General features: G+C 45.3%; 13 protein-coding genes. 7 read left to right on the plus strand and 6 right to left on the minus strand.

The features are described from left to right. Positions 1-19 precede the first annotated feature (19 nt). Entirely contained in the window at positions 20-1,345 is a 1,326-nt protein-coding gene (locus CTT30_RS10910; protein WP_252035171.1) for a Na+/H+ antiporter family protein, read from the plus strand. A 79-nt stretch (positions 1,346-1,424) separates the two neighbouring features. On the opposite strand, the gene bamC is transcribed toward CTT30_RS10910, so the two are convergent. Continuing rightward, the gene (gene bamC / locus CTT30_RS10915) at positions 1,425-2,450 is read right to left on the minus strand and encodes an outer membrane protein assembly factor BamC (RefSeq protein WP_252035172.1); all 1,026 of its coding nucleotides are present in this window, start codon (positions 2,448-2,450) and stop codon (positions 1,425-1,427) included. A gap of 55 nt (positions 2,451-2,505) precedes the next feature. Then, the gene (gene dapA / locus CTT30_RS10920; RefSeq protein WP_239865454.1) at positions 2,506-3,384 is read right to left on the minus strand and encodes a 4-hydroxy-tetrahydrodipicolinate synthase; all 879 of its coding nucleotides are present in this window, start codon (positions 3,382-3,384) and stop codon (positions 2,506-2,508) included. Between the two features lie 300 nt (positions 3,385-3,684). On the opposite strand from dapA, the gene CTT30_RS10925 reads away from it, so the two are divergent. Both CTT30_RS10925 and bcp read left to right on the plus strand, forming a co-directional pair. Beyond that, positions 3,685-4,227, plus strand: coding sequence for a glycine cleavage system transcriptional repressor (locus CTT30_RS10925; RefSeq protein ID WP_239865453.1), 543 nt, complete (start codon positions 3,685-3,687; stop codon positions 4,225-4,227). Between the two features lie 12 nt (positions 4,228-4,239). Beyond that, a complete protein-coding gene (bcp, locus tag CTT30_RS10930) occupies positions 4,240-4,710 on the plus strand; it encodes a thioredoxin-dependent thiol peroxidase (protein WP_239875578.1) in 471 nt (156 codons plus the stop codon). 51 nt (positions 4,711-4,761) lie between these two features. Here bcp and CTT30_RS10935 read toward each other — a convergent pair whose 3' ends face one another. The 3 genes from CTT30_RS10935 to CTT30_RS10945 all read right to left on the minus strand — a co-directional run bounded on the left by CTT30_RS10935 (position 4,762) and on the right by CTT30_RS10945 (position 8,142). After that, positions 4,762-6,633 (minus strand): methyl-accepting chemotaxis protein, encoded by a 1,872-nt coding sequence (locus CTT30_RS10935; protein ID WP_252035173.1) that lies wholly within the window; start codon positions 6,631-6,633, stop codon positions 4,762-4,764. Between the two features lie 206 nt (positions 6,634-6,839). Continuing rightward, a complete protein-coding gene (locus tag CTT30_RS10940) occupies positions 6,840-7,913 on the minus strand; it encodes an AI-2E family transporter (RefSeq protein ID WP_239838105.1) in 1,074 nt (357 codons plus the stop codon). Then, a complete protein-coding gene (locus CTT30_RS10945; protein WP_239838104.1) occupies positions 7,906-8,142 on the minus strand; it encodes a sulfurtransferase TusA family protein in 237 nt (78 codons plus the stop codon). Before CTT30_RS10945 ends, CTT30_RS10940 begins: the two co-directional genes overlap by 8 nt. Positions 8,143-8,444: 302 nt before the next feature. Here CTT30_RS10945 and bepA point away from each other — a divergent pair, with 302 nt between their 5' ends. Genes bepA through CTT30_RS10965 form a run of 4 tightly spaced genes read left to right on the plus strand, consistent with a single transcriptional unit; the run spans position 8,445 to position 11,283 of the window. After that, positions 8,445-9,899 carry a beta-barrel assembly-enhancing protease gene (gene bepA, locus CTT30_RS10950; protein ID WP_252035174.1) on the plus strand — a complete coding sequence of 485 codons (1,455 nt, stop codon included), beginning with the start codon at positions 8,445-8,447 and terminating at the stop codon, positions 9,897-9,899. Between the two features lie 50 nt (positions 9,900-9,949). Then, positions 9,950-10,294 (plus strand): arsenate reductase (glutaredoxin), encoded by a 345-nt coding sequence (gene arsC / locus CTT30_RS10955; RefSeq protein WP_252035175.1) that lies wholly within the window; start codon positions 9,950-9,952, stop codon positions 10,292-10,294. Next, positions 10,291-10,860: an NAD(P)H:quinone oxidoreductase gene (wrbA, locus tag CTT30_RS10960; RefSeq protein ID WP_252035176.1), complete on the plus strand. Its 570-nt coding sequence runs from the start codon at positions 10,291-10,293 to the stop codon at positions 10,858-10,860. The genes arsC and wrbA overlap by 4 nt, the downstream gene beginning before the upstream one ends. 3 nt (positions 10,861-10,863) lie before the next feature. Continuing rightward, on the plus strand, positions 10,864-11,283 hold the full coding sequence (locus CTT30_RS10965) for a DUF2069 domain-containing protein (RefSeq protein WP_252035177.1): 420 nt from the start codon (positions 10,864-10,866) through the stop codon (positions 11,281-11,283). Between the two features lie 29 nt (positions 11,284-11,312). On the opposite strand, the gene CTT30_RS10970 is transcribed toward CTT30_RS10965, so the two are convergent. Beyond that, entirely contained in the window at positions 11,313-12,536 is a 1,224-nt protein-coding gene (locus CTT30_RS10970) for a DUF2066 domain-containing protein (RefSeq protein WP_252035178.1), read from the minus strand. Positions 12,537-12,558: the final 22 nt, after the last annotated feature.

Here is a 12,558-nt window from a genome sequence, read left to right on the forward strand (position 1 = left end):
CACAACAAACGAGTAAACTATGAATCCTGTTGTAATTTCAGTATGCATCATGCTGCTTCTCGCCCTGATGCGTGTGAATGTCGTCGTCGCTCTGACATTCAGTGCAATTGTTGGGGGCCTCGTTGCAGGCATGAGCCTCAATGATGCAGTTGCGGCATTTGAAAGCGGCCTTGGTGGAGGTGCAACGATTGCACTCAGCTACGCAATGCTTGGGACATTTGCTGTCGCTATCTCCAAATCTGGCATCACCGATTTGCTAGCCAATAGCGTTATCAAACGTATCCACGGTAAAGAAAACGGCTCTGCTTCGACAGGTCTTAAGTACGCAGTGTTAATCGCACTGATCTTAGTGACCATGTCATCGCAAAACGTCGTACCTGTACATATCGCCTTCATCCCTATTCTTATCCCACCTCTGTTAGGCGTTTTTGCAAAATTGAAGCTTGACCGTCGTATGATTGCCTGTGTGCTGACATTCGGCCTCGTTACCCCTTATATGGTGCTTCCTGTCGGTTTTGGCGGTATCTTCCTTAACAACATCCTGCTAAAAAACCTCCACGATAACGGGTTAGAATCCGTTGTCGCCAGCCAAGTTCCAGTGGCTATGCTACTGCCGGCCGCCGGCATGATATTTGGCCTTCTGACCGCTATTTGCTTTAGCTACCGTCAACCTCGTGAGTATAAAGAAACGGAGCTGACGCATGTTGAAGAAAACACGCCTTCTATTAACAAAAAGAACATCCTAATCGCAGGTGCAGGTATCTTGGCTGCTCTTTCTGTTCAGTTAACAACAGGGTCAATGATCATTGGTGCGCTCGCAGGCTTTATGGTCTTCACTTTTGGCGGTGTGATCGCATGGAAAGAAACCCATGATGTGTTTACCAAAGGTGTGCATATGATGGCGATGATTGGTTTCATCATGATCGCTGCAGCAGGCTTCGCTGCCGTAATGAAGCAGACTGGTGGTGTCGAATCTTTGGTTGAAGCTTTGTCTACCAGCATTGGCGATAACAAACCGCTTGCGGCATTATTGATGCTCATCGTTGGCCTGTTAGTCACAATGGGTATCGGTTCTTCGTTTTCGACCATCCCAATCATAGCGACTATTTATGTTCCACTGGCAGCCGCATTCGGTTTCTCGCCAATGGCAACGATCGCTCTAGTTGGTACTGCTGCCGCCTTGGGTGATGCGGGTTCTCCAGCTTCTGATTCAACACTTGGCCCTACTTCTGGTCTCAATGCCGATGGTCAACATGAACACATTTGGGAAACTGTAGTCCCGACTTTCGTGCACTACAACATCCCATTGATTGTGTTTGGTTGGATTGCGGCAATGGTTCTCTAATCGAGCCCAAAGCAAAACAACAAACATAAAAAAAGCTGACTCTAAAAGTCAGCTTTTTTATTGCTTATTTAGCGTAACTTCACTTCGCGTGTTTATCCACTACTGCTGATAGAACGGGTACCATATCTTTTAGCAACTCTTCTTCTACAGGCTTGCCAGAAGAGTCGGTAACGTTGATTGAAGTGCGGTTCCCTAAATCACCAAATAGGAAAGTATAAGTCCCTGAAGACAGACCAATAGGTTTAACGCCAATTTCTGTCCAAAACTCATCATCTGGAGCCGCATATTTCGCTTTTACTGTACCTTGCGACTGACTACGTTCTTCAATAGTGAACCCCATTTCTGGCAGAAGCTTAGGCAAACGAGGCCACAATACATTGTAAGGCGTGCGGGCGATGATCACCGGGAAGCCACTTCTGTCTGTCCCCATTGAAATTGGGATCTGTTTAACCAGTTCTTCTGCACGACGAGCGGCTTCTTGGCGAATATCGAGATCATAACGCGCAGTGACTAAGTTAGTCATTAATGCGTTATAACGCTCTTTATTCGTAGCTGACACTGGTATTTGTTTGCCCGCTTTACGCCAGTCAATTAAGGAAATCTTAAATCCATAACGGTTATTGGCTTCTAGGCTAGTAATTTCGTAGCGAGAACCAATTTCGGCATCTTCATCTTCCGATACCCAGCTAACCCAATCGGTTTCGATGCGGTTATCTGTCTGCTCACGAATTGAAATATTCTGCTCTTTCAGCATAGTCAGAGCTGTCTGCCATACTTTATCCAACTCATCTTTACGCAACAGCCATAAAGTCACTTCACCGTTTTGACGCTCAGCTCGTGCGCCAGGAATCAGCTCAAGCACTTGCTGTGGTGGGCGGATATCAACGTCACGGCCAGTTCCACCAGCAAACTCACCCTGAGGGATTTGGTAGTTGGTGTAAACACGTGGCTGAACACCTTCGATATTCTTCCATTCCGATAGTGGTGGGGTATTGAGATAGTCAAAATCGTCCTTAGCTTGACGACGTTGCGTTGCGTCCCCAGAGCAGGCACTTAAAACAAAAACAGCTAGCGAACTGACAACTAGCTGATGAGACAATTTCATTGAAACTCCTGATAATTAAATGCCGAAGCTCAGTGCTTCGGCAATTCATTCTGAATTAGTAAATACAAGCTTCTGTCATCGCCTGCGCCACAATAGGGCGAGCATTTTCAGACAGTTCTGTCAGCGGTAATCTTAAGTCACCATGAGCAATCAAGCCCATCTTATGCGCCGCCCACTTAACTGGGATTGGGCTGGACTCAACAAACAGATTCTTATGAAGCGGCATCAAGCGTTGGTTGATAATTTCGGCTTCTTCGTACTTGCCTTCAAGAGCAAGTTTCATCATTTTCGCCATATCGGCTGCCGCAATGTTATTCGTTACAGAAATCACACCTTGGCCACCTTGCTTAACAAAATCAAGGCCACTCGAATCATCACCACTTAGTAAGATAAAATCTTTGCCACAAAGTTCACGATGAATTGCAATTCTGCTTAAATCGCCCGTTGCGTCTTTCAGCGCCACGATATTATCGATTTCAGCAAGACGAGCAACGGTTTCCGGTAATAAATCCACTGCAGTACGACCTGGCACGTTATATAGGATTTGTGGAACATCACTCTCTTCCGCTATCGCTTTGTAATGCTGGTACAAACCTTCTTGGGTCGGTTTGTTGTAATACGGCGTCACACTCAGACAACCAGAGATGCCTGAGTTGTTAAGTAATCGGCTGAAAGTCACGGATTCATGTGTCGCATTTGCCCCTGTACCAGCAATGACAGGAATACGGCCATCGGCAAATTCTACAGTTTTGGTTACAACTTTGACATGCTCTTCCACAGTTAACGTTGCAGACTCACCAGTAGTGCCAACGGCCACAATTCCATCTGAGCCAGACTCAACGTGAAAATCCACAAGTTTTTTCAGGCTTACGTAATCTACTTCGCCATCATCATTAAACGGTGTAATTAACGCTACGATACTTCCTGAAAACATGTCTTTCTCCCTAATTTAGATACTTTCTGCATGGTACTGTAAGGCGATTGAAAAAGACAAGCGATTAAACCCGCTTAAATCACCTATTTGAATGAATATTTATCAGATGTTAGAACTTTGGCAACTTACGCCTTTTTAAAGGCCTGTTGTCAGCCTGAAGTTAGAAATATCAAGCTCTCCGACGAGCAGAAAAGCAAGCGACGAAAATTGCGCCAGTTTTATCCATTGCGAGCATTTTTCTCTTCGACAACTGTGCTAAGCTATCTCATTAATAATCATAACAATGCTCAAAGTGATACTATGACTCAACATTTGGTGATTACAGCGGTAGGGACAGACCGCCCAGGCGTCTGCAACCAAGTGGTTCACTTGGTCACACAGTCTAGATGCAATATTGTCGACAGTCGCATTGCGCTTTTCGGCAATGAGTTCACCTTGATTATGCTGTTGTCTGGCAATAACGCCGCCATCACACGTGTAGAGACCACTTTACCATTGTTAGGCCAAGAACTTGATCTCATCACCATGATGAAACGTACATCACAACACGCATACGCTGACAATTCTTACAGCCTTGAAGTGTTTGTGGAGTCTGATGATAAGTTGGGGTTAACCGAAAAATTCACTCAGTTCTTCGCAGATAAAAATATTGGCCTTGCGTCACTCAGTGCACAGACCATAGATAAAGCAAAAGTTCATTCAGAGAACAACCAATTCCACATCGCACTGACAGCGACAGTGGATGCAGAATGTAACTTGATGCAACTCCAAGAAGATTTCGAAGCACTATGCTCAAGCCTTGACGTGCAAGGCTCATTAAATTTCATAAAGAACAGTCAATAAAAAGGAAAATCAATGAACACGCTAACAGCTGGCACTCCAGCTCCGGCATTTTCCCTGCTGGATCAAGACGGCAACACAGTTTCACTCGGTGATTTTGCCGGCAAAAAAGTTCTTTTCTACTTCTACCCGAAAGCCATGACGCCAGGATGTACTGTTCAGGCTCAGGGACTGCGTGACACTAAAGCTGAGCTGGATGCACACAATGTGGTTGTATTAGGTGTCAGTATCGACCCAGTAAAACGTCTGGGTAAATTTATTGAACGTGATAACCTCAACTTCACTCTGCTCTCTGACGAAGATCATGCAGTAGCAGAACAGTTCGGTGTTTGGGGCGAGAAAAAGTTCATGGGAAAAGTCTACGACGGTCTACACCGTATCAGCTTCCTTATCAACGAAGAAGGTGTGATTGAGCACGTCTTTGATAAGTTTAAGACCAAAAACCACCATGAAGTCGTGCTGGACTATCTAAACGAAAACAAATAATTCAGCTAATAACAAAACGCCAGCGAGTCGCTGGCGTTTTTTGTTGGGATTCTAGACAATAAATTTGTTTAAAATGGCGTCTTGCTCACGCACGTTCTCAGTCTGAACTTGCATGGCAATATTGGCATTCTCGGCTGAGTCTGCGACTTGCGTGGAGAGATCTTTAATCTTAACAGTGTTGCTGTTGATCTCTTCCGCCACTAAGCTTTGCTCTTCTGCTGCAGAAGCTATCTGCATGTTCATATCCGTAATGCGCTGGATGGCATCACGGATTCGGTGTAAAGATTCATCCGCAGCTTGTGCTTTATCTACCGCATCAACTGCTGTGTTCTTACTTTCGTGCATAGCCGCAGACACGGAGCTTGCTCCGGCTTGCAACTGCTCGATCATGCTGCGAATCTCTGTCGTGGATTCCTGGGTACGCTGCGCAAGAGTTCGAACCTCATCTGCAACAACCGCAAAGCCTCGACCAGACTCACCAGCACGCGCTGCTTCGATTGCCGCATTCAAAGCCAGTAAATTCGTTTGGTCGGCAATATCATTGATGACTTTAAGAATGGTTTCAATATTCGCAGTCGCAGATTCTAACCCTTGAACTTCTTCAACAGCCTGATCGATGCGAGCAGATAGAGCATCAATTGATACTGTGGTCTCGCTCACCACAGAAGAACCTTGCTGAGTTGCTTCATCGGCTTCCTTCGCAGCCCCGGCTGCGCCTTGAGCATTATTTGCCACTTCGGTTGCCGTCACAGCCATTTCATTCATTGCAGTGGCTAGCTGTTCCAGCTCTTGCAGTTGGCTACGCATCGCTTCAGCAGATTCTTGAGAGCCCTGAACCGTCATTTCCGTACCACGTAGAATTTCAGCACCAATCGCTTTCGACTGTTGGATTTGCTTCTGCAAGGTTTCGGTAAAGGTATTAAAGCCTTCAGCCAATTCCGCAAATTCTTTATCCGTGTTTGTGTCTAGACGTTTGGTCAGATCACCTTGCCCCGAAGCGACATCCTTGATTGCTTCATTGAGTGTACCTAGAGGCTTCATAAGGAACTTAATCAGGAAGCTCAGTACCACCACACTCAACACCACACTAATCACAGCATAAAGGATCGAGCTACTACGCATATCGTCTATTGCTGCAAATGCAATGCTTTCATCAACAATCGCACCGATATACCAGTTTTCACTTGGCACTTTCGTAAAGTGAACGAGGTAGGATTTGCCCTCTTTTTCTATACGTTGATTACCTTCTTTGATACTCGCTTCAGGCAAATAGGTAGAAAGGTTTTGGCCATTATTTTTGGCATCAGGGTGAGCAATGGTTGTCCCATCAGCGGTGATAATAAACAAGTAACCAGCATCCAATAGGTTAGCGCTATTCACTAAATCGGCTAAACCTGTCAGCTCTAAATCGTAGAACATAGCTGCGGTAAACTGGCCATTATCTCGAACAGGAGTACCAATAGAAATAATAACTTTCTTTGAAGACACGTCCACATAGGGGGCCGTTACGACGAGCTTGCCTTGTGCTTTGGCATCTTTGTACCAAGGTCGAACTCTTGGATCATAATCAGGGCCTGCTTCCCAACCGTCGTCATTTTCTACAACAAAACCATCAACTTCATAACCATATCCAACAGCCAAGAAGCTGCCTTTTAAATTGGGCTTTTCAAGAATATCTTTAACACGGGCTTTATTTTGAGGGTCGAGTTCAATCACCTCGGTGGTGGATTGAGCAAGGGATTTCTTGCTTGCCATTTCAGAAGTGACGGTATTTTTCACCCCTTTCACCATTTCAATGAGGCTGGTATCAACCAAGTCCTCGACTTCATCCTTTACTGTACTCAGTTGTTGCACCGAAAGTAATACCACGGTTACCAACAGCAATGCTGATGATGCAGCAACGATTTTTTGACTAAATCTCATAGTGTCCCTCAAAGATTAATTCGTTTTGTAATTGTTATGTTGTCATTAGTTATTATCGCCCTAACCACAGCAGACTTAAGAAATTTCTTACAAAATTCATACTTTGTACAACAATCTTTTAAAAAGTATATACCGTTTGCGCAAATAAAAAGCCCTAATGCACAAAATGCATTAGGGCTATATATGCTATAAGTTTTACAAACATATCAACTAGGATATGAATGCACTTCCTCATCATTGCTGGGTAGCGCATTCCAAACTGCTTTGACTAACGTCGCTAACGGGATAGCGAAAAAGACTCCCCAGAATCCCCATAAGCCACCAAAAACCAACACCGCAACTATAATGGCAACGGGATGTAAATTTACCGCTTCAGAGAAAAGAACTGGAACAAGAACATTACCGTCCAGCGCTTGAATAATACCATAGGCAATCAGCAACCAGTAAAACTGTGGCGTTAGTCCCCACTGGAACAAACCTACGATAGCAACAGGCACGGTCACTGCGGCTGCACCAATATAAGGGATCAACACAGAGAGCCCGACAGCAACCGCTAGCAATACCGAGTAACGTAAATCTAAAATGGCAAATGTTACATAACTCACCCCACCGACAATCAAGATTTCCATCACCTTACCGCGAATGTAATTCGAGATTTGCTCATTCATCTCATGCCATACTTTGTTCGCCAGCTTGCGGTTACGCGGTAAAACACCACTCGCCATCGCAATCATTTCTTGTTTGTCTTTTAATAGAAAAAACACTAATAGCGGCACCAAAATTAGATAAACCGCCAAAGTCGCAATACTCACCAATGATGCGAGTGATCCCTTTACTACCGTTTCCCCCATCACAATGACTTGATTCTTTGCATTGGACACCAAAGATTCAACAATCTGAAAATTATCCAGCTCGGGGTAACGCTGCGGAAGCTCAGCTATCACTTTTTGCAGCCCGGTGTACATTGAAGGAATATCATTAATCAGGTTACCGACCTGCTGCCAGATAGTAGGAACCAACCCAAAAACCGCTACCAGCATCAAACTGGTGAAACCTAAGATCACCAAGATAACGGACAAGGTTCTGGGAATACCAAGGCGTGATAGCTGGGATACAGGCCATTCAAGCAAGTAAGCTAACACGATAGCCACCAGCAAAGGCGCAATCAAATTGCCAAAAAAATAAATCGTGATAAAACCAAAGAGCAGGATTGCCACTAGGCTTACAGCGTGTGGATCAGAAAAGCGTCGCTTATACCAGCGACTCACCATTTCAAACATTCGACAAGGTTCCTTTAGTCACTTGCAAAGAGTAATAGCCATCCAACTCTTCGCACACCAATTCAAATGACTGCTTAAGTAGGAAAGAGGTTATATCGGACAAAGAGCTGGAATCAGAGACATAAATACTGGTTTGCTGCCCCTCACTCAACGCCTTAGTGTGGCGCTTGGCTAACAGTAGCGCCATTGGGCAACGCTCTTGACGCAAATCCAAAAGATTCAGTTCCATTCTTCAGCCCGATACTTATCATAGAAAGAATATTGTATAGTGTTTTTTTCCAAGCGTCAGTGCAAATACATCGATGCCGAAAAGTTTCACATTGAAATGACTCGTCTCAGTGGAACACTTTTGCATCAGCACGAAAGCCAAGGGTATCACTTATTAAAGGCTTTACCCCTTCTCACAACTGTGAAACCATCTCAGTTAACGAGTGTCAAAAGCTATACTTCTTGTCCTGATGCCATAAGTATAACGAAATGGTACAGACAGAGTGGATAGACCAAATGATCACGGAGTATCACCGATAAAATATGTTTAAACATACGCGTTCGATTGTCTGCTTATGTGTAGCGGCTTCTCTTGGTGCACCATCACCTATCTACGCCAATACTCTTGACCTACCCGATATTGGTACCGCAGCCAGTAGTACACTGACCATAGATCAGGAGCTGCAATACGGTGATGCCTATATGCGCATGCTGCGTAATAATCAGCCCATCGTCAATGATCCAGTATTGAATGAGTACATTGATAGCTTAGGTCACCAATTGGTCGCTAACGCCAATGACGTTAAGACACCATTTACCTTCTTTATGATCCGTGACCGCAATATCAATGCATTTGCATTCTTTGGTGGGTATGTCGCTCTACATACCGGACTGTTTCTTCATGCCCAAAGCGAAAGTGAGTTGGCTTCGGTCGTTGCTCACGAGATTGCCCACGTTACTCAGCGCCATCTCGCTCGCAGTATGGAAGAGCAAGCACGACGTTCGCCGGCAACCATGGCAGCACTAGCAGGCTCTCTGTTGCTGGCTATTGCGGCCCCAGAAGCGGGGATCGCCGCAATTACCGCCACTACTGCGGGAAACATTCAAGGCCAGATAAATTACACACGCAGTAACGAAAAAGAAGCTGACCGATTTGGCATCGATACCTTAGCCAAAGCGGGATATGACGTTAATGCGATGCCACGCTTCTTCAGTCGCCTAGCCGATGAGTATCGATACGCTAGCAAGCCACCGCCAATGTTGCTGACTCACCCATTGCCGGAAGATCGCATTACCGATAGTCGTGCAAGAGCGCAGAATTACCCAGCCCGTCGTGTCGATCCTTCACTAAATTATAACTTAGCCCGTGCTCGTATTGTCGCTCGATATGCAGGCATCAGTGCGAAATCAGCCATGGATTGGTTTTCTCGTACAGAAAAGAAAGCACCAGAAAATCTCAAAGTTTCATTCCAATATGGTCGGGCGCTGGTTCATCTTGATAACAATGAACTGGACGAAGCCAGTGAGATTTTGCAATCACTCATCAAATTGCAACCTGACAATAACTTCTATCTCGACGCCATGTCTGACCTGTATATAGCGCAGGAAAAAGCATCACAAGCTGAGAATATGTTGCAAGCGGCACTTAAGGACAAACCTAAGAACTCAGTACTGACGATCAATTACGCGAATGTGTTAATGAAGCAAGACAAGAATGAAGAAGCCATCAGAGTCCTTCAACGGTATACCCACGACAACCCGAATGATGTCAACGGCTGGCACCTGCTTTCAGAAGCGAATATTCATCTTGGTCGCAGTGACGAAGACCTTGCTGCACGAGCCGAGGTCTTAGCTCTCAAAGCCAATTGGAATAAGGCTATTCAGTATTATACTCAGGCAAGTCAGCTCGCGGAGCTTGGCAGTCTCAAGCAAGCACGTTACGATGCGCGTATTGATCAGCTGATGGTTCAGCGAGATCGTTTTATGGCTCTACAATAACGACCAAGCAGCACTCAGTGCTGCTTACTTATAATTCGGAGATTAACATTATGTCAGTCGTGATTTATCACAATCCACGTTGCTCAAAAAGCCGACAAACATTGGCACTACTAGAAGAAAAAAACATCCAACCTGAAATCGTAAAATACTTAGAAACCCCACCTAGTGTTGCGGAATTGAAAGAACTCTACGCCCAGCTTAACCTGACTGAAGTGCGTGCCATGATGCGCACTAAGGAAGATATCTATAAAGAGCTCAATCTCGCTCAAGCGTCAGATGAGCAGCTTTTTGAAGCCATGACAAACAACCCCAAACTGATTGAACGACCAATTGTGGTCAATAACGGTCAAGCCAAGCATGGCCGTCCACCAGAGCAGGTTCTCGATATTCTATGAGTTGCTCAATCGTTGTCCTCTATTACAGTCGACACGGTTCTACTCGCGCATTAGCACGACAAATCGCTAGGGGGATAGAGTCTATCCCTCATTGTGAAGCCTTGATTAGAACCGTCGCTGATATTGATGAAAGGATTACACCTCAAGATCCTGTATTGACCTTGAAGGAACTACAAAACTGTGACGGGTTAGCTATGGGAAGCCCGGTGTGGTTTGGCAATATGTCAGCGTCTTTGAAACACTTTTGGGACCAGACAACGTCTTTATGGGTCTCTGGTGACTTGATTGACAAACCAGCCTGTGTATTTAGCTCTTCCTCTAGCTTACACGGTGGCCAAGAGACCACGCTGCAAACCATGATGTTGCCTCTTCTCCACCATGGCATGATGATTTTAGGGATCCCTTACTCGGAGCCCAGCTTACATACCACTCAAACGGGCGGGACGCCTTATGGAGCTACCTCCGTTAGCCATGATGGCAACACATTAAGTAAAGAAGAGAACGAGCTGGCACAAACGCTAGGCAGGCGCCTCGCTACTACCGCTTTAAAAGTGAAGGACAAATAAAACATGCAGGCAATGCAATCTCATACAAAACTGTTTCGACTTCTTGCACTGTTTGGCAATCTAGGTTTACTTGCCTGGGTCGCACTGTGGCAACTCAGTTTATCTCCCCACCCTCACATCAGCAGCACCACACTTGCCATTGCTTGGAGTATCCCTCTGTTATTACCCCTGCCCGGGATCCTCGCAGGTAAGCCTTACACACATGCGTGGGCAAACTTTGTGCTCATGTTGTACTTCTTACATGCCTTTACCATCCTCTATGTGGATGGCGGTGAACGCTGGTTAGCGAGCATTGAGCTGGTACTGACAGCTGCCGCTTTTGTCGGCAATATTCTCTACGCACGTTCAAGAGGTAAAGAGTTAGGACTCAAACTCAAACGGCTGTCTAAAGTAGAGAAAGAAGAAAAAGAACGATTCGAATAAAAAGGTCTGGCATTTGCCAGACCTTTTTATTATTCAATGACTTCATCAAGAGCTGTGTCAGTTTTTCCCTCGGGGGACTCTGTATGGTCAATGGTGGCTCTCGTGGGAGCACCTTGCCACTCAAACACCAGCACTTGCTCTGCTGGGATAATCTCTGGTACATCAACAGTGAGGTCACTTGACTCTGTTGATAGATCATCATTTACGGCATCAACAGGCTGCTCGCTCTGCTCTTGTTGTTTAACGACCGGCTGTGACTCAGTTGCACTTTCTAGTTGCACCACTTTTCCCATGCGTGTCACTTCATGTTCAAATTCTGCCTGAGAAGCTAATAAGTGGATATTAAATGTAACTTGATTGCCCTGAATTTTCAGAATATCCAACGATGCCACAGAGCTTAGCTTCTTGAGCTGGTTTTCTACAGTAAAGAAATCGACAGCATTATCTAGTGAAGTAAACCGCACCTTGATGGTTTCAGAAGATTCGCTTGCAACAACAACAGCACTCTTCTTCGCATAGTAGTCGCTGATTTGGTTAACCATTTTCATTGCTGCTTCTGCACCACCATTAGATCCAGACACAGGTGCCTGACGCGTAACGCCTATCGTAGCGGGTTTTTGATCATATAGAGTCCAGCGCAACGAGTTGCCCTGCACTCTGACAACCAATACAGCATCTACTGGATAACGTTGACTTGCCTCACCTACTGGGCGTGCAAAACCTCCCCATAAATCAGAGACAGCGACACCTGTAATATCATCAAAATCACCGACAGGCACAGTCAATGGTAAGCCACGTCTTTGTGCTTCAATACGCATCTGATTCAGTACCTGTGAATCAGAGTGCTCCCAACTGATATTACGATCATGCTGAGTTTCTTCCACTAACCACACTAATAGGTTGGCGCGTGCTGCAGGCCAAATTGGGAGTTGAGCCTGACTCAACAAAGAACGAATATGCGTCGCACTAAAGCCTAATCGTAGTGTTTGCTGACCATTTTGTTGCCCATAGCTGATTTGAGTAAGGTACTGAGAATTTTGCTTTAGCGCCTTTTTTACCACAGGATTAGACACCGCATCCTGATCACCGGAAGCTCGGACGATGATCTCTTTCATCCCGTCCACACGCGCTTGTGCGTCTGCATTGTCAGCACTTTGGTCGAGCACAATTTCTGTTTGATATAAATCTACATTGGTCAATGCTGCTGCAGGTAATCCTACTAGCGCTAAAGCCAACAAAACTAAATGACGCATAGCTTTCCTAAAGTCAGTTTTT

The organism is Vibrio coralliilyticus (assembly GCF_024449095.1).
In the GTDB taxonomy this organism is placed as follows: Bacteria; Pseudomonadota; Gammaproteobacteria; order Enterobacterales; family Vibrionaceae; genus Vibrio; species Vibrio coralliilyticus_A.